The organism is Pontibacter pudoricolor, assembly GCF_010092985.1.
Classification (GTDB): domain Bacteria; phylum Bacteroidota; class Bacteroidia; order Cytophagales; family Hymenobacteraceae; genus Pontibacter; species Pontibacter pudoricolor.
In genome coordinates this window covers 3,016,117-3,036,011 of sequence record NZ_CP048106.1, presented here as the reverse complement: position 1 = coordinate 3,036,011, position 19,895 = coordinate 3,016,117, and the positions used below count along the sequence as shown (strand labels likewise).

21 protein-coding genes are annotated in these 19,895 nt (G+C 42.7%); 11 read left to right on the top strand and 10 right to left on the bottom strand.

What is annotated here, in order from left to right:
• Positions 1–85 precede the first annotated feature (85 nt).
• Positions 86–310, top strand: coding sequence for a helix-turn-helix domain-containing protein (locus tag GSQ66_RS13165; RefSeq protein ID WP_162427891.1), 225 nt, complete (start codon positions 86–88; stop codon positions 308–310).
• Between the two features lie 85 nt (positions 311–395).
• On the opposite strand, the gene GSQ66_RS13160 is transcribed toward GSQ66_RS13165, so the two are convergent.
• The 3 genes from GSQ66_RS13160 to GSQ66_RS13150 all read right to left on the bottom strand — a co-directional run bounded on the left by GSQ66_RS13160 (position 396) and on the right by GSQ66_RS13150 (position 1,412).
• Positions 396–704 (bottom strand): hypothetical protein, encoded by a 309-nt coding sequence (locus tag GSQ66_RS13160; RefSeq protein ID WP_162427890.1) that lies wholly within the window; start codon positions 702–704, stop codon positions 396–398.
• A gap of 74 nt (positions 705–778) precedes the next feature.
• Positions 779–1,177: an NUDIX hydrolase gene (locus GSQ66_RS13155; RefSeq protein WP_162427889.1), complete on the bottom strand. Its 399-nt coding sequence runs from the start codon at positions 1,175–1,177 to the stop codon at positions 779–781.
• Between the two features lie 19 nt (positions 1,178–1,196).
• Complete coding sequence (locus GSQ66_RS13150; protein ID WP_162427888.1) at positions 1,197–1,412, bottom strand: hypothetical protein; 216 nt, start codon at positions 1,410–1,412, stop codon at positions 1,197–1,199.
• A gap of 86 nt (positions 1,413–1,498) precedes the next feature.
• Here GSQ66_RS13150 and GSQ66_RS13145 point away from each other — a divergent pair, with 86 nt between their 5' ends.
• The 8 genes from GSQ66_RS13145 (at position 1,499) to GSQ66_RS13115 (ending at position 12,841) form a co-directional block, all read left to right on the top strand.
• Positions 1,499–1,891: a very short patch repair endonuclease gene (locus tag GSQ66_RS13145; protein ID WP_238395684.1), complete on the top strand. Its 393-nt coding sequence runs from the start codon at positions 1,499–1,501 to the stop codon at positions 1,889–1,891.
• Positions 1,872–2,285: a hypothetical protein gene (locus GSQ66_RS18820; protein WP_202923349.1), complete on the top strand. Its 414-nt coding sequence runs from the start codon at positions 1,872–1,874 to the stop codon at positions 2,283–2,285. Before GSQ66_RS13145 ends, GSQ66_RS18820 begins: the two co-directional genes overlap by 20 nt.
• On the top strand, positions 2,240–3,499 hold the full coding sequence (locus GSQ66_RS13140; RefSeq protein WP_317164243.1) for a DNA cytosine methyltransferase: 1,260 nt from the start codon (positions 2,240–2,242) through the stop codon (positions 3,497–3,499). The genes GSQ66_RS18820 and GSQ66_RS13140 overlap by 46 nt, the downstream gene beginning before the upstream one ends.
• Positions 3,500–3,661: 162 nt before the next feature.
• Positions 3,662–5,203, top strand: coding sequence for an ATP-binding protein (locus GSQ66_RS13135; RefSeq protein WP_202923347.1), 1,542 nt, complete (start codon positions 3,662–3,664; stop codon positions 5,201–5,203).
• Position 5,204: 1 nt separating this feature from the next.
• Complete coding sequence (locus tag GSQ66_RS13130) at positions 5,205–8,102, top strand: Z1 domain-containing protein (RefSeq protein ID WP_162427886.1); 2,898 nt, start codon at positions 5,205–5,207, stop codon at positions 8,100–8,102.
• A 246-nt stretch (positions 8,103–8,348) separates the two neighbouring features.
• A complete protein-coding gene (locus GSQ66_RS13125) occupies positions 8,349–9,092 on the top strand; it encodes a PD-(D/E)XK motif protein (protein ID WP_162427885.1) in 744 nt (247 codons plus the stop codon).
• Positions 9,086–11,431 (top strand): AIPR family protein, encoded by a 2,346-nt coding sequence (locus GSQ66_RS13120; protein WP_162427884.1) that lies wholly within the window; start codon positions 9,086–9,088, stop codon positions 11,429–11,431. The genes GSQ66_RS13125 and GSQ66_RS13120 overlap by 7 nt, the downstream gene beginning before the upstream one ends.
• A 165-nt stretch (positions 11,432–11,596) precedes the next feature.
• Complete coding sequence (locus GSQ66_RS13115; RefSeq protein ID WP_162427883.1) at positions 11,597–12,841, top strand: PD-(D/E)XK nuclease family protein; 1,245 nt, start codon at positions 11,597–11,599, stop codon at positions 12,839–12,841.
• A 119-nt stretch (positions 12,842–12,960) separates the two neighbouring features.
• Here GSQ66_RS13115 and GSQ66_RS13110 read toward each other — a convergent pair whose 3' ends face one another.
• Both GSQ66_RS13110 and GSQ66_RS13105 read right to left on the bottom strand, forming a co-directional pair.
• Positions 12,961–14,238 (bottom strand): Y-family DNA polymerase, encoded by a 1,278-nt coding sequence (locus GSQ66_RS13110; RefSeq protein ID WP_162427882.1) that lies wholly within the window; start codon positions 14,236–14,238, stop codon positions 12,961–12,963.
• Positions 14,235–14,699 (bottom strand): LexA family protein, encoded by a 465-nt coding sequence (locus GSQ66_RS13105; RefSeq protein WP_162427881.1) that lies wholly within the window; start codon positions 14,697–14,699, stop codon positions 14,235–14,237. Before GSQ66_RS13105 ends, GSQ66_RS13110 begins: the two co-directional genes overlap by 4 nt.
• Before the next feature lie 181 nt (positions 14,700–14,880).
• On the opposite strand from GSQ66_RS13105, the gene GSQ66_RS13100 reads away from it, so the two are divergent.
• On the top strand, positions 14,881–15,618 hold the full coding sequence (locus GSQ66_RS13100; RefSeq protein WP_162427880.1) for a hypothetical protein: 738 nt from the start codon (positions 14,881–14,883) through the stop codon (positions 15,616–15,618).
• 1 nt (position 15,619) lies between these two features.
• Here GSQ66_RS13100 and GSQ66_RS13095 read toward each other — a convergent pair whose 3' ends face one another.
• Entirely contained in the window at positions 15,620–16,282 is a 663-nt protein-coding gene (locus tag GSQ66_RS13095; protein ID WP_162427879.1) for an SOS response-associated peptidase, read from the bottom strand.
• A 134-nt stretch (positions 16,283–16,416) separates the two neighbouring features.
• Entirely contained in the window at positions 16,417–16,668 is a 252-nt protein-coding gene (locus tag GSQ66_RS13090) for a hypothetical protein (RefSeq protein WP_162427878.1), read from the bottom strand.
• 303 nt (positions 16,669–16,971) lie between these two features.
• Here GSQ66_RS13090 and GSQ66_RS13085 point away from each other — a divergent pair, with 303 nt between their 5' ends.
• Entirely contained in the window at positions 16,972–17,670 is a 699-nt protein-coding gene (locus tag GSQ66_RS13085; protein WP_238395683.1) for a DNA/RNA non-specific endonuclease, read from the top strand.
• A 113-nt stretch (positions 17,671–17,783) separates the two neighbouring features.
• Here GSQ66_RS13085 and GSQ66_RS13080 read toward each other — a convergent pair whose 3' ends face one another.
• The 3 genes from GSQ66_RS13080 to GSQ66_RS13070 all read right to left on the bottom strand — a co-directional run bounded on the left by GSQ66_RS13080 (position 17,784) and on the right by GSQ66_RS13070 (position 19,657).
• Positions 17,784–18,788, bottom strand: coding sequence for a DUF3871 family protein (locus GSQ66_RS13080; RefSeq protein WP_162427876.1), 1,005 nt, complete (start codon positions 18,786–18,788; stop codon positions 17,784–17,786).
• A gap of 195 nt (positions 18,789–18,983) precedes the next feature.
• On the bottom strand, positions 18,984–19,259 hold the full coding sequence (locus GSQ66_RS13075) for a hypothetical protein (RefSeq protein WP_162427875.1): 276 nt from the start codon (positions 19,257–19,259) through the stop codon (positions 18,984–18,986).
• A 56-nt stretch (positions 19,260–19,315) separates the two neighbouring features.
• Positions 19,316–19,657 carry a hypothetical protein gene (locus GSQ66_RS13070; protein WP_162427874.1) on the bottom strand — a complete coding sequence of 114 codons (342 nt, stop codon included), beginning with the start codon at positions 19,655–19,657 and terminating at the stop codon, positions 19,316–19,318.
• Between the last annotated feature and the right edge of the window lie 238 nt (positions 19,658–19,895).

Here is a 19,895-nt window from a genome sequence, read left to right as displayed (position 1 = left end):
CTACATATATAACTTTATATGTACAATTAATGGTGTATTAATATATGGTGTAACACTGGGATTGTATAAGTCTCAACTTTCGCAAATGAAAAGCGAAGAAGAGCTGCTAAAGGCAATTGGTGAAAGGCTGAAGGAAGTCAGGGTGCAGAATGGGTACACCAGCTATGAAGACTTTGCTCTGGAACATGGTTTGGGCAGGATGCAGTACTGGCGTATGGAAAAAGGCGTGAACCTTACTATGAAGTCCCTGATACGCGTGCTAACTATACACGAAATGTCACTACAGGAGTTCTTTTCAAAAGGATTCTGATCAGGAGAACCATTTTTTTAGCTGCATAAGGCAGCATCAGTTAACTACCTGCCAAAAAATTAAGCTGCTGAGAAGGGTTGAGCAGCTACTCAATTCCAAAAGATGTGTCCTCTGGAGGGTAAATGGTCAGGCGAATCAGGTTGCTGTCAACAACCTCAGCAGATGTTCTGGAGAACCTGATCTTAGCTTTTTTGAGTACTTCAGCAGCTATATACTGCTTTTTGTTCACAAAGGTATAGCCAGCTTCCCTGGCATCAGGATTTATGCCTTTAAATTCAATGTCAATGACAACATGGCTCCCATCGCTGACTTCCAGTCCGGCGAACTTCAGGTTTTCCATCCTGTTGACAATCTTAATAATCTTTTCAGGGTTAATGTAATAAGTCTGCTCCATTTTCAGAGGGTATGATTTTTTCCTTAATCAGTTTCAGCCATCTGGCCAGTTCTTTATTCCAATCAATCAGCAAATCAGTGTATCTGCTTTTTTTTCTTCAGCCAGTCAAAGATGAGCTGATCCACGGGAGAAACAAGGCTCCTATCCCTGTACGTCAGCCAGACCACCTCACCTATCTCTGCTGATGGGCTGATTGTACCTTTAAATCCAGCTTCGTAACAGGTCATCCTTACCTGAATTCCATGTGGATGGCTGTCTGCCTGAGCCTGAAATACTCCTGCAAATCTTATGGTGTCTTCAACCAGATCAACGTTCAGCTCTTCTCTGATCTCTCTTGCAAGTGCCTCCAGATCGCTCTCTCCGGCTTCGCGCTTTCCGCCAGGTATGTAATATTTTGTCCTGCCCTTGCTTCTGGTACTAAGCACTTTCCCACCCTGTATCTCCAGCCAGGCCAGCTTATCTATAACTTTCATTCCTTCAGTTATACTCTGTTTAGTTATTCTCATCGAAGTACTCCAACCCGTCGATGAAAAACCTGAGTTGCTGACCTCTGACTGTCATTTTAAAAGTAGCACAGGCTATCACATAGGCACTCCTTTCAGAAGTAGCTTCTATCGTCAGCTTCTCATATTCAAACGGAGAAATCTCACCTGTAAGTGGGTTAGGTCCCGGCTCCCTGATAATTTCCACTTTGTATTCGTTGATCATTGTTCTTCGTTAAAGTCACTAAATTAGGCAATTTAGATTCAGAACCTATGGCAGATGTGCATTCTAAGGCTACAAGAAGCTATAACATGTCCCGGATCAAAGGCAAGGATACTAAACCGGAAATGGTAGTGCGGAGGTTCCTCCATGCAAAAGGATTACGGTACAGGCTTCATGATAAAAAGCTTCCAGGTAAACCGGATATAGTACTTCCCAAATACAAAACCATTGTCAACGTACATGGCTGCTTCTGGCACGGACATGATGGCTGCAGGTATTATGTTATTCCCAAGACAAGAACGGAATGGTGGCAGCAGAAAATTAACAGAAACAGGGAGCTGGATCAGCAAAATCTTTCCAAATTAATCCAGGAAGGATGGAAAGTTTTAACGATATTTGAATGTGAGTTAAAGCCGAAAGTTAGGGCGGATACTTTGGATAATCTATTAGAGCAGATCAGGTTTGAAAATTCCGGTAATTGATATTTTTGCAGGCCCGGGCGGGCTAGGTGAGGGGTTTAGTGCGTTGTTAAATGCCGATGGTACAAGAGCATTCGACATAGCTCTGTCGGTGGAGAAGGAAGAAGCTGCACATCAGACATTAACCTTACGAAGCTTCTTCAGGCAGTTTGAGCCTGATACTGTCCCTGAAGATTATTATAGTTTCGTTAAAGGTGAAATCACCATACAGGAGCTTTACAGCAGGTGGCCGGAGCAGGCTTCCCTGGCAAAAGAGGAAGCATGGCTGGCTACCCTTGGCGATGGTAAAGACGCTGTACCTTTTGAAGAAGTAGATTCCAGAATAAAAAGCGCGCTGAAGGGGCATAGAGACTGGCTCCTGATCGGGGGCCTCCGTGTCAGGCCTATTCCATTGTAGGGCGTTCCAGAAGAAAAGATAGTGTACTGGATGAAGAGAAAGATGTTCGGGTGGGGCTTTACCGGCAGTACCTGAGAATTCTGGCTGTTCATAGCCCTGCTGTCTTTGTAATGGAGAATGTAAAGGGGTTGCTTTCTGCCAAAACAAAGGAAAGTTCTGTTTTTACCAAGATTCTTAGTGATTTAACAGATCCGGTGAGAGTTTTCCCGCAAGCAGAATCCTCTGCTCCGGACTCTATTGTATGCCCGGGGTACCGGATATATTCGCTGGTTGAGCAGCCGGCAAGCCATGATCTGAATAACAATCCGGTTTATAATCAGAAAAGCTTTGTCATTCAGGCTGAAAAATACGGAATTCCCCAGACCAGGCACCGGGTTATTCTGTTAGGAGTCAGAAAGGACATTGACCTTTACCCCGGCACTTTAAAGCAGGTGGATGAGGTGGCAATAGCACAGGTTCTGCAGGATCTGCCCAGCTTGCGAAGTGGACTGTCCAAGCAGAAAGATAATATTGAAGCCTGGAAAAAGACCATCTGTGATGTGAATCTGGAACAGGTATTTGCAAATGCGGAACAGCAGCTGTTGGATGAAATCAAAGAGCAGATAAAGCAGATCAGGGAATCTGTTTCCGGGACTGGCGTGGAATACTCTTCAGGTGAGAAAGCTGGAATCAGTTTTGAGAAAGGCTGGTTTTCGGATGACAGACTTGGCGGAGTATGTAACCACAAAGCAAGGGGGCATATGGACAGCGACCTGCTGCGGTATCTCTTTGTTTCCTGTTTTGCCAGAGTATATCAACGATCGCCAAAGCTGGAGGATTTTCCGGCAGAACTGCTTCCTGCCCATAAGAATGTAAAGCAAGGTATTGATGACAAGAAGTTCGCAGACCGCTTCCGGGTACAGCTTTGGGATAAGCCATCCAAGACGATCACAAGCCATATTTCCAAGGACGGCCATTACTATATTCATCCGGATCCGGCACAGTGCAGAAGCCTGACTGTACGGGAAGCTGCCCGGATTCAGACATTTCCTGATAACTACTTTTTCTGCGGACCGAGAACTTCCCAGTTTATTCAGGTAGGTAATGCTGTTCCGCCATTGCTTGCTAATAAAATAGCCCGTCTGGTTTTTCCTGTTTTCAAAAAAGCAGCAGAGAGAACTACAAAGAGCTCACAGAAATTTTCCGGTGGAATTAAGGATATTGTTACGGTCTAATTAACATATCTAATAAACAGCTTCCTGCCCGTAAAAGCAGAATATAGTGTAAATAAATTTTATCCTAATATCCAGTATGATGTTATAATTTTCATATATTAGCATTGTCCTGGCTCTGGAGACGTGCGTGTAGTATTGCGAAGACCTGTAGGTTTTGGGTTTATGCTTAATAAACCCTTTGCTTTTAACAAGCCGGTAACACAGGATAACGCAAAACAAACTTACGCTTCTTCAATGCTGGATTACACATTAATTGAAAAGACACCTGCTGAACCTGAAGCAGGGTCTATGATCGAGACCTTTCGTGCCATAGGATACAGTCTGGAAACTGCAATAGCAGATATTATCGATAATTCCATATCCGCTGAAGCTAAGAACATATGGATTGATTTTGACTGGAAAGGAGCGTCATCCTGGATTGCCATAAAAGATGATGGAAATGGGATGAACAATGCAGAGCTGATCAATGCCATGCGTCCCGGTTCCAGAAACCCCAATGAAATCCGTAACTCTTCTGATTTAGGCAGGTTTGGTCTGGGACTTAAAACAGCCTCCTTTTCCCAGTGCCGTAAACTCTCAGTAATTTCCAGAAAAAATGCTTCCGAACCGGTTTACTGGACGTGGGATCTGGACTTTGTGAATCAGACCGGAAAGTGGAATCTGATAAAATACCTGCCGGATCCTACTTTTGAACAGCAACTGCTTTGTCAGAAATCCGGAACAATTGTAATCTGGAATGACATAGACCGGTTGGTAGGTGGATTGAATCAGAACGACAATGCTTCACTGAATAAATTTCTGAAAAGAATGGAGCAGGTTAAATATCATCTAGCCATGACGTTCCACAGATACATTGATAGTAATAAAATCAGACTTTGGTTTCAGCAACATGAGTTAACTGCCTGGGATCCTTTTCTGATCAATGAAACTGCGACACAAAAACTGCCGGAAGAGCCAGTACAGGGGGGGCGGGTAAAACTACGGGGGTTTGTCCTTCCACATAAGTCTAAATTAACAGAAGTAAAGTTCAGGGAAGCAGAAGGGCCTAACGGGTGGAATGCCCATCAGGGTTTCTACATCTACCGCAATGAACGGTTGCTCCTTTCCGGTGACTGGCTGGGGATGTTCCGCAAAGAGGAGCACTATAAACTGGCAAGAATCAGGGTAGACCTGCCGAATAGTCTGGATGAAGACTGGCAGATTGATATAAAGAAGTCAGTTGCAAGACCACCACTAATCCTGAGAGAGCAGTTAAAGGCATACGCAAGCAAAGTACGTGCACAAGCTGTTGATGTATACAGACACAAAGGGAAAGTGCTTCAGCGTAAGTATGCTTCTCATGAATTCAGGCCGGTCTGGGTGGAAAAAGTCAGACATGGCAAGCGCTTTTACGCCATAAATACAGATCACCCTCTGGTTCAGCATCTTCTGTCAGACATCGATGCTAAAAAGGCCGCTGTTAGCAGACTATTATGTCTGATTGAGGAAACTGTGCCCATCCCGCTCATCACAATAAAGGAAAGCGAACAGCCGGATCTGCAGGGACAACCATTTGAAGATATTGCTTCTGAGGCCCTGATCAGTCTTATGAAGCTGATGTATGACTCCTTCATTGCTCAGGGCAATACGGATGAGTTCGCAAAGACTGCCATACTGAACATGGAACCCTTCAATCTTTACCCACAACTAGTAGATTCTATATAATATGATTGAACAGGCAAAACAAATCGGCATTACCCTTTTACAGGGGAAGAGAAATGTGACTGATGCTGATCTCAGAGATGCAATTGATAATATACTTAAAATTTTCCCTCACCTTATCGGTGAAAGTGAATCATTGTACAAGTATTTTGAGTCACAGTTCTCCGTGTTTTCTGATAATTATAAAATACTGGTTGATGATGAAACTTACATTCCCTGGCTTAAAAACAAGAAATCAGAAATAAAATGGAGCTTCTGGAACAGGTATTTAATGTACCTTCAGAAAAAAATAGCTCCCTCAACGCTGAACAAACTGGATAACTTAACAGATGATATACTTGACAGAATCATAGACCCCAAGACACCAGGCCCTTGGGATAGGAGAGGGATGGTTGTCGGACAGGTACAATCCGGGAAAACAGGTAATTATATCGGTCTGATAAATAAAGCTGCAGATGCAGGTTTTAAGCTGATCATAGTATTGGCAGGCATGCATGACAGTCTCCGGAGCCAGACACAAATCAGAGTTGATGAAGGCTTCCTGGGGTTTAATACCCAGACAGCTATGAATTTTTCAAATGCAGGTAACAGAATTGGTGTGGGTCAGTTCAACAAGAACTTACCGGCTCACGCATTAACAACCAGCCGGCTGAACGGTGACTTCAAAGCACAGGCTGCTCAGTCATCCGGTGTAAACATACAGGGTACGGATCCCATCATACTGGTAGTAAAGAAAAATGCGTCCATCTTAAAAAACCTTGTTTCCTGGCTTGCTGTAAGAGGTGATAAAACCCCTGATGGGAAAATTATCATACGTGATCTGCCTTTCCTTTTAATTGACGATGAGGCTGATAATGCGTCCATCAATGTGGATCCTAAAAAAGTTTCTACTATCAATGGCAGTATCAGAGCTCTGCTGTCTTTGTTTGAGCAGAGTGCTTACGTTGGGTACACAGCTACACCCTTTGCGAACATATTTATTCCTCTGCTGAATGAAGATCAGACGAAAGGACTGAATCTGAAAGTAAAGGATTTTGAGTTTTCTGTAGGTCAGGACTTATTCCCAAGAGATTTTATCATTAACATACCTGCGCCTTCAAACTATATTGGACCGTCGAAAGTATTTGGTCTCCCCGCTGCTTCCTCATCTGAAGAGTCTCAGGAACCTCTCCCGATTGTTGTTAAAATATCTGATTATACAGCCTTCGTTCCTGATAAACATAAAAAAGGAGACCCCCTGCCTACCATACTGCCCGAAAGTCTGAAGTACGCAGTAAAGTGTTTTATACTGTCGTGCGCCGCCCGGAGAGTGAGGAAGCAGGCTAATGTACATAACTCCATGCTAATTCACGTTTCCCGCTATATTGACTGGCAGGACAGAATATCCAGTTTAGTTGATGCAGAGCTTAAATTTTACCATCGGCAAATCGAATTTAACCAAGGCAGTATCATAGCAGAACTAAAAAAAATCTGGATTGAAGAATTTGAGCCTAAGACACATCAGGTAATTAATCAGACTCATACCTATACTGATCCTGAAATCAAACCAATCTCATGGGTTAAGGTTAAAGCAGAGCTTTTTAATGCCACTTCAAAAATAGAAGTACGGGCTGTTCACGGTGATAAGAACGTGGCAGGTTTAACCTACCATAATATTTCCCCCATTGATTACTTTACTTCCGAGCAGCAGGGAAGCCACCTGTCTGTTATCGCAGTTGGAGGAGATAAACTTTCCAGGGGGCTAACGCTTGAAGGGCTTACAACCAGTTATTATCTCCGTGCATCTAAGATGTATGATACCCTGATGCAAATGGGCAGGTGGTTTGGCTACAGACCCGGTTATGTGGATTTATGTAGACTGTTTACCAGTAACGAGCTGGTTGAGTGGTTCAAACATATCACGATTGCGTCGGAGGAAATGAGGTCAGAGTTTGATTATATGTTCCTTCTTAATGAGACACCCAGAAAATATGGACTTAAAGTTCGGACTCACCCCGATGTATTAAAAATAACTGCTGCTAACAAGTTCAGACATAAACAGATAATGATGCTGAGCTACTCCGGAGAGCTTGAGCAGACTTACAACTTCAAAATAGATCAACGCATATTCTCTAATAATTTCCATGCTACGGCAGAACTGATTAAAGCATTGGGTACGCCATCAGGACCTGTAAACAATTCAGTTAAGAATCAGGAATATGTCTGGCAAGGTACAAATAACAGTCATCTGATTACACAGTATCTACATGCCTATTCTATCGGAAGGGAAGTTGTCGATGTTCATAAAATGGCGGATTATATCAATGCACAGGTAGGGAAAAATAACCTTACTAATTGGACAGTTGTCCTGATTAATAATACCATTGCTAAGAAGGAAGAAGAAAAGTTTCTTTTTACAATAGATGGGAAGCAAACAGAAATTGGATTAACAGACAGAAGCATCACAGTTTCACGACCTAATGAAACGGTTTCGTCTTATTACATTAATAAGACAATGATCATATCCCCGAACCATGAGATGATAGATCTGTCAGATAGTGAAATTAAGGAGGCATTGGCACTTACGAAACTTGATTGGGGAAAAAGTGAAAATAAGGGTGAACCTGTTCTGCCTAGCAGTGCCAGAATAAAGTGTAAAAGAAAAGCTACCAACGGTCTGCTGATGCTTTATCCTCTCAACTATGCCCCTATTCACAAGCGGTATCTTGAACAGAGTACTACTGGAAAAAGAGAACATGTTTCAGAAAGAGTAAGGTACTCAGATGTGCCGATTTTTGGTTTTGCAATCAGTTTCCCGGAAATAGTAAATGATGAAAAGATAGAATACGCGGTAAACAATCAGTTCATTGAAGAATTTGACTACCCGGACGAATTAGATGCTGAGGATGATGGAAACGAATAGGCTAAATCAGCTTTGGATACAGCTTCTAAGTCATCCCTCCCCCAAAGAAGGATTCGTGAAGATCAGGTATTCCGATACTTCTTTATGCCCCCTATACTTGGGGCTGAGGGATGCCAGTAATTTACGATGTTTATTCATAAGGGTGCCTTTCCGGGTTGCGAATACTGTACATGTAGAGCGTAATCTGAAAGGTATAAAATTGAAAAGATAGCTGAAAATACAGAATCCATACTTTTGAGTTTGTGTTTGCTGGACAGAAACTTTGAGGACATCTTCAATACTCTTTTAAGTGATATCATAGCACATGTTATTGATCTGTCAGATCCCCGGCAGATGATAAGACAATTCCTGAACAGGGTGGATAAATGGCATGCATTACTTGAGAAAGCAACTGCAAACGGTCTGACACCGGAAGAACAGAGGGGATTGTTTGGAGAAATTTTTTTACTGAGAAAGTTAATAACATCATTGCCGGAAGCAGAGAAGGCTCTGCTGGCTTGGGTAGGCCCGGAAAAAGCACCAAGGGATTTCCAGTATGGAGGGTGTGCTCTGGAAGTAAAAACAAGTCATGGGAATAATCATCAGAGAATCCATGTAAGTAATGAACGACAGCTTGATACAAGTACTATAGAACAGCTGTACATATTCCATTTATCCATAGAATCACAACAGTCCGCCGGAGAATCTCTGAATGATCTTGTTGACTCAGTATCTTTAGCCTTACAGGATGACTTTAAACTCACTTCCCACTTCCGGTTTAAACTGGCGCAGGGGGGGTATTTACCGGCGCATAGGGAGCTATATGCAGACAAGGGGTATATTGTACGTGCTGAGACCTTTTACGAGGTAAAGGGCTCCTTCCCGCGCATCGAGGAAAGCGATCTCAGACCCGGTGTAGGTGATGTCAGATATTCTATTATTATCTCTGATTGCGCCACTTATCAAATAAACGAACTTACAGTATATCAGAATCTGAATCAGGTATGGTAACAAATCTTGAAAATCTGGAATTAAATAAATTCTATCAGAATATTCAGCAGGAGATCCGGTCTGAACAGCTATCTGAAGAAGAAGGAGGTACCTTAGAGCAGCTGTTTACTCAGGCTGCTGTAAATCTGTTATCTGATGGCGGTGAGACGGAAAATGTTCGTGTATGTTATGATGAAAAAGTCCTGCGAACAGGTATACAGCATAAAATAAATGCCTATGCACTGTCTGATAACTATGAGACACTTGACCTGTTTATTACCATCTACAACGGGACGGATGAAGTTACCCGGATTTTTAAAGATGAAATAGATAAGGCAGCAAAAAGAGTTACGAATTTTTTCCGGAATGCTGTCTACAAAGATTATGTCAATGAAATAGAAGAATCATCAGAGATCTTTGATCTGGCACACACACTGGCAGACTCCAGGGAATTAAAGGACGGGCTGGTACGGGTGAACGTTTTTGTTCTGACGGATGGCGTTTACCCAGGTGATCACATAGCAAACCAGGCAATTTCAGGCTATCCCATCTATTACCGGGTGATCGATCTGAATTACCTGTACAATATCTCCGAAAAGTCCCATGTTCCTATTGAAATCAACTTCAAGGAAGATGGTTTTCAGGTTCCATGTATTTATACGCCTACAGAAAATGCGGAGTATCAATCCTATCTTGCAATTATCTCCGGGGATGCCTTGGTCAACATATATGAAAGATTCGGGTCACGTCTGCTGGAGCAGAACGTCCGGTCATTTCTGCAGTTTTCTGGAAAAATAAACAAGGGGATCCGGAAAACTATCATGAGCGAACCGCACATGTTTCTGGCTTTCAACAATGGCTTGGCTGCAACAGCCGAAGAGATTCGCCTGGAACCATTACCGGATGGTACCGGTAATTCGGTAGCGTGGGTAAAGGACTTTCAGATTGTAAACGGTGGCCAGACTACTGCCTCCATTTACCATACTTGGAAGAAAGACAAAGCAAATGTCTCCGGCATTTTTGTGCAGGTTAAGCTGAATGTCGTAAAGAACAAGGAAAATTTCAGTACCGTAGTGGCACGCATTGCGGAGTACGCCAATACCCAGAATAAGATCTCAGCCTCCGATCTGAGCTCTAACAGTGTTAACCACATCCTGCTGGAAAAGCTATCCCGTACCATCTGGGCTCCGCCGGTCTCCGGAAAATCGCAGCAGACACGCTGGTTCTATGACAGGGCAAGGGGGCAGTACAAAACAGCGATGCTTAAGGAAGGGTTTACTGCTGCCAAAAGAAAAGCTTTTGAGCTCAAAAACCCGAAATCACAGGTACTGACGAAGGAAGATCTTGCCAAGTATGTCAATACCTATCAGGAGGTATATGATGGTAAAAAGCTGCTGATAGGACCACACTTTGTAGTACGGGGAAACCAGAAAAACTATGTGCAGTTCATGCACCATAACTTCAGCTTAAGTCCGGATAACATCTACTTTGAGGATGTAGTGGCAAAGGCAATCCTGTTCCGCTCAGCCGAAAAGGTATATGGTGTAAAGCCAAATGCTATCGGCGATATGCGCTACATCACTGTTCCCTATACCATCGCCTGGCTTGGCTACAGACTGGATTATAAACTGGATCTGTATAAGATCTGGAAAGCACAGGATATCAGTGCCAGACTCCGGGAGAAACTACGGGAGATCATGCTGTGTGTGGAAGACTATATCAAAACGCATGCTCCGGGATCCCTGTATGGAGAGTGGGCTAAGAAAGAAGAGTGCTGGAATGCTGTCAGACAGCAGGGTTTTGGGATTTCCTTTGATAGCATTTCGGATGATCTGGAAGTCAGAGGCCAGAATTATAAAAGAGTAAGGGTGACGGAGGACGAAATGGTCTCGGCTGAAATCAAGGCCATGCAGGACAGACTACAGTCCGTGCATCCCAAGACATGGGAGAAGATTGAAGAGTGGGGCAGGGCTACGGGAAAACTTACACCCTATCAGCGTACCATGGCCAGAACAATCGGGACAAACTTCAGCAGGAACAGAAAACTGAGTGAAATTGAATTCAGTAACGGCCAGCAGATACTTGATTTTGCTATCGAAGAAGCATCCGAAATTTTCTTCGACATGGAAGATTATTTTGAAACGGATATATCAGTCACTACAACTGTAAAGCCTGAAATCACACTTGAGCTTATTCAGGCAATCGTTAAATGGGATAAGAAAAGTAAAAAGCTGAAAGACTTTGAATACAGGTTTATGGCGGATCTATCAGAAGCTAGAAAGCCGTTAACGGAATACCATCAGGCTCTGGCCCTGAAGAACTATGAGAAGGCAAAAAGGTGTGGTTTTCAGGAAGATTAACAGGTTCAAAGGTCCAGAAGCAAATCAGATATTGTAGTCTGGAATACTACTGGCTTTGTCTTTTACGAAATTATAAGGGAATCACTTTACTACCAGCATTCTGATTTGATGCCAAAGGGTTTTGTATAAGAAATACGAATCAACTCAGGAAACATACCTTCAAAAATGGAAATAGCGGAACACAAAATTATCCCGGCTTTTGTAGACCTAGCCCCTTTATCTGATTTGCAGGCTTTAATCAACAGTCATTTAAACAAACTGAGAAATCTTGTATCGGATGATAAGCTTTTAAAATTAGCTTATAAATACGCTGTTTTTCAGAAACGAGAAGTTGATATCGGATTAAATATTTTCCAGTTAATTTCCAGTACTTATTATAAAGAGAATTTTCACAGCGATATTCTACATGCCATATTAAACCCGGATGGCCGGCATAAAGAAGGTGCAAAGTTCCTGCACACTTTCATTGCTTTCATAAATGAATACTCCGGAAAAGTCCCACTGAGAAGAGAAGAATATCAGAATGCTGTAGTTGAACGAGAAACAGGAAGGATTGACATATCAATTAAAGATGTAAGCAGTAAGAAAGCAATAATCATTGAGAACAAAATCAATGATGCCGTTGATATGGAAAGGCAGATACCAAGGTATGTTGAACACTTAAACCGTCATGGCTATGAAGTGGACTTAATTGTTTACATCGTTCTGAATGGCAACAAGCAGCCCAATACACACGACTGGAGCCAGGAAGAAAGAGACACTATACTTCCTAAGATGTTCCCGGTATCGGCTTATAATGAAACACCCGGAGATTTTTATAATGGGTGGCTGACCAGATGTGAAAAGCAAACTCAAAACATTGATACACTCTTTTTACTAAGACAATATAACAATCTAATTGCACACTTAGGAGGAAAAAATATGAACAAGCCCTTGATGGAGGAATTTCTGCAGGAAATGTTAGTTGAAGACAGATACAATGCCGCGGTCTCATTAAATGCAATGCTGCAGGACCTGATTAAATACAGAAGAGATAAAATAATAGATGAATTCAGATTTAGCTATCTGCCTTTTACGCGAATAAGAGATTGGAATAACTATGCTGTTATAGATAATTACTTTTTGGGAGAAAGTAATTTTGCATTAGATGTTATAGTGGAGCAGGACAGGTACCGGGCTCAGTTCTTTGATAGAAACTATGACAGGAATAAAGCTCCTTTATCTCAAGCTAACCCGGCAACAGTAGTACTGGAAAAGCTTGATATATTCAGCGGTTTTACCGAAGCCGGCGATAGATGGGAAAAGCGTTTTCTCTTTCCTTCACAGGAGAAGGAGTTGTATGAATTTATAGCTTCTTTTATTTTACAACTTAAGAAATATAATGAATTGCCCAAACCAACAGAGCAATGAGATTATTGTAAAAGTTGGTGAACAAAATCCGATTCTAAATGAATAGGTGCAGAAAGGATAGGACTGAACCAGCACTTTTTAAACCACAGACAAGAGAAAGAGTTAATCAGAAGGTGATACTACTTTTGGATGTACACTATCGGTAACTCAGTTATCCTAGTAGTGTAGCAGGGTGATTTGTAATCAGACTTCAGAATCCAGCTTTTACTGATACCCTGTGCAGCTACCTGTACCTTACTTCTTCCAAACCTATCAGTCAGCCCATCCATCACCTTCATCAGGTTGTTGTGTTTCTCCCTGTCTACTGTGTCGAGCAGATCAAACTGTATCTGATGTTCCGGTACGATTTCTGTCACGATCACACCACTCTTCTTATACCAGTAGTTTGGTTTAAAGATGGCTTGTAATGCGAGGGTAGCATAATGGATTAGTTCTATGTCTGAGCTGGTAGCCACAGGCATACAAATGGTCTTGCTGTTGTAGTATTGCCTGTCGTTTTCAGAGAAGGGGTTGGTTTGAACAAATACAGTTACAAGCCTAGCACAGCTCTTCTGGTTTCTGAGCTTCCGGGCGCACTTGGCTGCATAGCTGGCTGTGGCTTCCAGTACATCATCAAAAGTGGTAAGTTTTTTACCAAAGCTCCTAGAAGTGCAGATGCCTTTCTTAGGTGGGGCTACTTCATCAAGCTCTAAACAGGACTCCCCACGCAGCTCTTTATGTAATCTTACACCCACCACAGTCATGTGCTTCCTGATCCAGTTCTCTGAAGCGTTGGTAAAGTCCAGTGCAGTATCAATGTTGTGGTTTTTAAGGAACCTGGCGTACTGACTGCCTACGCCCCAGACATCTTCGATTTTGGTTGCCTGCAGTGCTTTTTCAATGTGGTAGGGCTCTGTCAAAACCAACACTCCATTCGCTTTAGCAGACTTCTTGGCCAGCTTGTTCGCGACCTTAGCCAAGGCCTTGGTTGGAGCTACTCCAAAGCTGACAGGGATCCCAGTCCATTGTGTTACTGTTCGCTTGATCTCCCATGCATATTGATGTAGGTCAACATCGTAAAAGTCCCCTAAGTCCAGGAAGCACTCATCAATGGAGTATACTTCCACATTAGGCGTGAAGAGCGATAGGGTCTGCATCACCCTGTCTGACATGTCCCCATACAGCACGTAATTAGATGAGAAGGCATATAAATGCTTGTGTTCGACCAAGTTTCTGATCTTAAAGAAGGGATCCCCCATCTGAATGCCTAACGATTTCGCTTCATTGCTTCTTGCGATCACGCAACCATCGTTGTTGCTTAGCACCACGACAGGCTTGCCATTTAGGGTAGGGTCAAATACACGCTCACAGCTTGCGTAGAAGTTATTGCAGTCGCACAGGCCAAACAAGGTTGTCATAACTTTACAGGCTTATGCAATACCCATACTACGACACCCCACACACGCATGTCCATCTCCTCTGTTACTTCTATTGGTTTATAAGCTGGGTTCGCAGGGTATAGATACGCTCTGCCTTCAACCTTCTTAAAGGTCTTAACTGTAAACTCGCCATCTAAAAAGCAAACGACAGGCAGGCCATCAGCTGCTTTAAGAGATCTGTCAATTACCAGAATGTCGCCATCATTGATCTTAGCGTCCTGCATAGAACTGCCTTTCACGCGCATCATGAAGGTAGAAGTTGGGTTCTGCACCAAGTACTTGCTCAGGTCAATCTTATCTTCTAAATAGTCGTCAGCAGGGGATGGGAAACCTGCTGAAACATAAGAAGCATATAAAGGCAGCTTAACATGGTCTAGAAAATCAAAGTCAAACAGCTCTAAGGCATATGAAGAGATAGGTATAACTTTGGCATTACACATAACAACTGATATTATTAGATTTAACTAAATAGATTAGCAATTACGTCTAAAAGATTAGAATGTGCTAATGTAATTAGTTTAATTTTATGTTAGTCGTCCTTTTAGTTGCTTTATCGATCAGAACTATTCATTAGATTCGCATCTGTAAATGGATTGATTACCTTTTAAACTGCTTATATCATTGGAAGCAACTTTAGACATGTGGGAGAATGTTTTTACTCTAATAAGTACACTCTTTAGTACAACTGTGGGAGCTTGTCTTGTATGGTTCTTTGCAAGAAAGTCTGAAAAAGATAAGATCATTCATGAAGATAAAAAGAAGCTTAAAAAGGTCTTGTTTTATCTACTTGAGATTCGAGTAAGACTCAAAGCTTCACAACATTATGATGAATGCATTATGCTATTCATGCAATGGGTAAGAGAGAAAGTAGGCATTGACATTAACAACATTCCACCTGAGGCTGAAGAAGCCTTAACTAAACCATTCGAAGCTATGAAAGACAAAATAATAGAGGCTAAGTTTGATAAGGAAAGTTATAAAATGATAAGCCAGCAATTTGATTTAGTAGTGCATAGTTTAGCTGAAATTGATCCTTTATTAGCATACAGGCTAAGTGATAAGCAGAAGCTTAAAGAATACATTGAATACATGTCTAGTGGCGCAATGTTTACTGGTAATTTATTATTCGAAACAGATGATGATAACAATGAAGTAGAACAAGCAATAGAGCTCTTCAAACCAAAGTATATGAAAGGTGCTACTGAAGAAATCGAGTCTATTATAATCGATGTGACCAAACTAATAGATTCAAAGACCATGGAAATGATACAGAAGAAGTTTGCCTCTGATGATATTAACATCAAGCGCCAAGAATTGTATCAATCATTTGAAAGCCTTTTCGAAGTAGTCCAAAGTTAATTTATAGAGAATTGATGATCTCTGGTATATTATTGGTTGGAGAATTTACTAATTGAGAAATTGGGTAGGCCTTCATATCATCAGCCTTATATGGCTTTAAAAGAGATATTAACTCTTCTTGAGTCTGATGTTCATCTAGCCACAGTTCTTCAGCATCAGGTGATAGCAACACTGGCATTCGATCATGGATTGGCTTAACTAAGTCATTCGCTTCAGTCGTTATGATAGTATAGGTGTGTAATACCTCACCTGTACTCTTATCCAGCCATTCATCCCAAAGCCCTGCAAAGGAGAACAACTCTTCATTCTTTAGCAGGATTCTGTAAGGTACCTTGCCATGATTTGTGACTTGCCATTCGTAAAAACCATCAGCTGGTACTAGACATCGCTTGGACTTTAGTAAATTTCTAAAGGAAGGCTTCTCTGTTAGCGTTTCAGCTCTGGCATTGATAGAGCGCTTGACAGCCTTTGCATCCTTCGCCCAGAAGGGTTGTAAGCCCCAAGAGAAGAACTGAATGCTATTAGGCTGTACATTGGTCATCACAGGCAGTTGCTGCGAAGGAGCAACATTATAGAGCCCTTCCTTCAAGGCCTTTTTTATCAGACCAGCAGCTCGTGAATTACCTTTTATCTTCTTAGGTACAATAGAATAACGTCCACACATTTGGCATTGGTTTAGTTACTCCTGCATACGCATAAGAGAAAGTAAATGTACAGGTAGGTTTAAGGTTGATGGTGCAGAAGAGACCCTGCAGTGTTACAGGGTACAGTATACAATTGCAGGTTAACTAACAAAGACTACTTTCCAAACAATTCTTCCAGATTGATTGACTCTATGTAAGGCTCTAACAGTTCAGGGCTCTTGAAACCATGTACCAACGCTATCTGGTTGTCTTCTGGTGAGTACCATACTTCAGCAAAGAACTCTTGCATCTTATACAGAACAATAGAGCAGCCCATATAGTCTCTGATAGCCAGTAGCCTTCCATGCTGCCAGAGAAGCTCAGCCCTGTCATTTCCTGGTAAGTAGTTGAATTCGTAGAAGTCCATTATTATTAATGCTGCTTACACTAACTGTACGCTTAAGCTTAATTACATGATTAATAATTACCTTAAAGATGAATACTATTCATAACTGTAGTAACAACAAACAATAGCAGGCGTTTACTACAGCAGCTCACTTTTTTCAATACTGTTATGCTTAAACAAAGACTTTTATATCCCTTTTTCCTTATACTGCTTCTCTTAAGTTGTAAAGAGACTGAAGTTATTCCTGGCAAATCCATAACAGCTGATGATGGAGCCCACCTGCTGCTGGGTAATCCCAGTAATGCTGTAGCTGATGTTAGCAGCGTGAACAACTTTCTCATTGAAAGGCCACAGTATACACTCTCTTATAGTCGTGACAGGGGAACGCCTAATTGGGTGAGTTGGTATGTAAGCAAGGATTGGCTGGGTACTGCAGACAGACAGGATGATTTTAGAGCAGACCAGAGTTTACCTGCTGACTGGTACAAGGTGACTGCTACCAGCTATACAGGCAGTGGTTTTGACAGAGGCCATAATACGCCATCTGCAGATAGAACAAGGACGGTTGAAGATAACTCAGCAACCTTCCTGATGACCAATATGATTCCACAAGCCCCTAATCATAACCGTCAGACATGGGCTAATCTGGAAGACTATACACGTGATCTGGTGGATGCTGGAATGGAAGTGTACGTAATCATGGGAAGTTATGGAAGTGGTGGCACAGGCAGCAATGGACTGGCACAGACCATAGACCAGGGAAGAGTGACAGTGCCTAACCGCATCTGGAAAGTGCTGGTTATACTACCTGAGGGGGTGAATGATTTGAGTAGGATAAACTCTAGCATAAGGGTGATCGCAGTAGACACGCCTAACAACAACTCCATCAGCTCTGATTGGGGAGCTTATCGCACCACAGTGGATGCCATAGAGACAGCAACAGGTTATGATCTTCTGTCCAATGTAGCTGACGATCTGCAGGAGACGTTGGAGCGGCAGACTGATAGAGGTCCAACTAGGTAATTGCTGTTGATACCTTGAGAGTCGCCTTACAGTAAATTTAGTAAGGGAATAGATAGGTAGCCTGTTGATGTGCTACCTACCCAATGCTACATCTAACTAAAAGGCTTTTTCTGTTAGTTGACATACCAGTTGGAAGCATGCCCTTGCACAGCTCCCTGTATCTGGGTTGCAAATTCCAGCGCATTCACTGAGCGATCCAGGAACTGGTCGATGTAAGTTGACTTATTGGCTCCAGTCAAAAGGTTGTAAAGCTTCCACAGGCTGATGTTTCCATCTTCCTGTTTGCAGAAGCTGGGGTCTCTGTAGTAGTCCCTGCAGACAGCAGTTAACTGGGAGTCTCCAAATAGTAAAGCAGGAATTTGTTTCTTCTCTTCTTTCGGAAGGTGCTGGTACATTCTGCAGCGTCCCAATAACTGTGCAAACTGCTGTTCTGTGATAGAACACTCTGTCAAAGCATGCATCTGTGTAAGGTGCTGATGCTGATCGTAAGAGCTTAATAGCTGTTGAATGCCTGAATATAGCTGATCTACATGGCTTACTTTCAAATCCGCTAAGTAACCATCTGTTTTCACGCACAGATTGGTGCATACCAAGTTATTGAACCCAATGAATACCTTGAAGTGCTCAGCAGCTCCCTTTTTATTGTAGAGATTATCCAGGTTGTAGGCCTTCACGCCCCCAATGGTCAAGGTAAGCTGATTGTTGTCTATTGTATTCACGACCGATGGAATCTCCAGGAGAAACATCATTCGTTCATAGTATAGAGTTCTCTCCCAGTCCTGCAGCTGGTTGGCAGGCTTATCCTTCGCTTCTGGTATTCTTCCCTTAATGGGATGGCTACACCTAATCTGAGGGGACTGGATACGCTCCCCGCTAAAGATGGTGGATGCTATCTCCTGCGTCGTGCGGATGAAGTCTGCCTGGCTGATTAATGGTTCGTTGTCTTTTACATAAACAGGTATAATATGCTCCTGCTGCAGCTCAGAAAAGACAATGGGTACTGTGTTAGCCGCTATAAATGCAGAAGAATTGGAAATGGTTGCTTCTAACTCCTTGTTACTGCTTACTGTAAGCCTGGGCTCTGCTTGGGGCGTAACCCTGATAAGTGAATGTCTCATGTTAATTAAGTTTGTGGTTGATTTAAACTAATTGAAGTGCTGCTAAGGATAGAAGCCCGGCATGGCTCCTATCCCTTTCCATCTTGCTGCAGCGCATGGTTGCGGCTACGTTCTTTCAGTAGTTTTTTAATTGGCAGGAGAAACTATCTCACAGAACAATGCCTAAGAAATTCAGCATAACTCCTGACTGCCCGCTCAGTTCACCGCCGTGGCTACAAACTGCGTGGGCGGCCTGTAGCTGAAATGGTGGTGCGGGTACAGCTTCCCTTCTATGAAGAACAGCATAGTGCCGGTGTCCCAGCTCAGCACCTTATCCACCCGTTTCCGCTCTCCTTCGCTGATGCTGCGGATGGCTTTGATGCAGACCACCTGAAAAGGGCAGTAAGCCCGTTGCAGTCTGAAAGGCGAGAGAAACAGGCAGCTGTCAGCGAACTCGCTTGGCTCCGTGCTCAGCAGGTAGTTGGTAAGCATGTTTGTAGCTGTTAAGTGGAAATAAAAAGGGCAGCCATCTGGCTACCCCCTGCTGCTTACGCTGCTCTTTTCAACTGGAAGACTTCCTGCTCCATCGTCCTCTCGATCGGATCATAGTAATAGGAATAAGCCAGCGAGATGATCTCGTCCGTGCCCGGAATGTGGTAGTCGTAGGGATCGCACACCACCTTCTCGATGTTGCCTGGAAGCGTTCTCCCGATCAGGCCCTGGCACATGGGATCGTTAAAGGTACAGGGTATGGTGCAGGTCTTGGCCGTGGCGTAGAACCTGCCGGATTCCTTGGACTGAATCAACTCTACATCTCCCTGTAAAAGCAGGACATTGAACTCCTTGCCGTCCTCGGACGTGCGTTTTTTAAAGCCGCTAATGGTTACCATCGTCTTTTTTATTTGAAGTGAAACAAAACAACGGGGGGTACATCCACCCGCAGGCTTGGGTGGGGGGCTCTTTACTGGGAGAGTGGCGTTTTAACTTCCGCAAAAAAATAAAAAATAGTTTAACGCTATCTTAATATTATGTTGTTACAACCTTCTGGATGATAAATCACAAAATCTATTAGATATTGCTCTCTCTCAGTTAATTACTTGCAAACAATATTATTAAAAATATATAAAC

What these genes read in the sequence shown, in the direction of transcription:
- GSQ66_RS13135 (WP_202923347.1), top strand. Translation starts at nt 3,662, where the DNA reads ATGCTTAATAAACCCTTTGCTTTTAACAAGCCGGTAACACAGGATAAC.
- GSQ66_RS13080 (WP_162427876.1), bottom strand. Translation starts at nt 18,788, where the DNA reads ATGAGACATTCACTTATCAGGGTTACGCCCCAAGCAGAGCCCAGGCTT.
- GSQ66_RS13165 (WP_162427891.1), top strand. Translation starts at nt 86, where the DNA reads ATGAAAAGCGAAGAAGAGCTGCTAAAGGCAATTGGTGAAAGGCTGAAG.
- GSQ66_RS13160 (WP_162427890.1), bottom strand. Translation starts at nt 704, where the DNA reads ATGGAGCAGACTTATTACATTAACCCTGAAAAGATTATTAAGATTGTC.
- GSQ66_RS13075 (WP_162427875.1), bottom strand. Translation starts at nt 19,259, where the DNA reads ATGCTTACCAACTACCTGCTGAGCACGGAGCCAAGCGAGTTCGCTGAC.
- GSQ66_RS13095 (WP_162427879.1), bottom strand. Translation starts at nt 16,282, where the DNA reads ATGTGTGGACGTTATTCTATTGTACCTAAGAAGATAAAAGGTAATTCA.
- GSQ66_RS13070 (WP_162427874.1), bottom strand. Translation starts at nt 19,657, where the DNA reads ATGGTAACCATTAGCGGCTTTAAAAAACGCACGTCCGAGGACGGCAAG.
- GSQ66_RS13130 (WP_162427886.1), top strand. Translation starts at nt 5,205, where the DNA reads ATGATTGAACAGGCAAAACAAATCGGCATTACCCTTTTACAGGGGAAG.
- GSQ66_RS13150 (WP_162427888.1), bottom strand. Translation starts at nt 1,412, where the DNA reads ATGATCAACGAATACAAAGTGGAAATTATCAGGGAGCCGGGACCTAAC.
- GSQ66_RS13145 (WP_238395684.1), top strand. Translation starts at nt 1,499, where the DNA reads ATGTCCCGGATCAAAGGCAAGGATACTAAACCGGAAATGGTAGTGCGG.
- GSQ66_RS13155 (WP_162427889.1), bottom strand. Translation starts at nt 1,177, where the DNA reads ATGAAAGTTATAGATAAGCTGGCCTGGCTGGAGATACAGGGTGGGAAA.
- GSQ66_RS13120 (WP_162427884.1), top strand. Translation starts at nt 9,086, where the DNA reads ATGGTAACAAATCTTGAAAATCTGGAATTAAATAAATTCTATCAGAAT.
- GSQ66_RS13110 (WP_162427882.1), bottom strand. Translation starts at nt 14,238, where the DNA reads ATGACAACCTTGTTTGGCCTGTGCGACTGCAATAACTTCTACGCAAGC.
- GSQ66_RS13090 (WP_162427878.1), bottom strand. Translation starts at nt 16,668, where the DNA reads ATGGACTTCTACGAATTCAACTACTTACCAGGAAATGACAGGGCTGAG.
- GSQ66_RS13115 (WP_162427883.1), top strand. Translation starts at nt 11,597, where the DNA reads ATGGAAATAGCGGAACACAAAATTATCCCGGCTTTTGTAGACCTAGCC.
- GSQ66_RS13105 (WP_162427881.1), bottom strand. Translation starts at nt 14,699, where the DNA reads ATGTGTAATGCCAAAGTTATACCTATCTCTTCATATGCCTTAGAGCTG.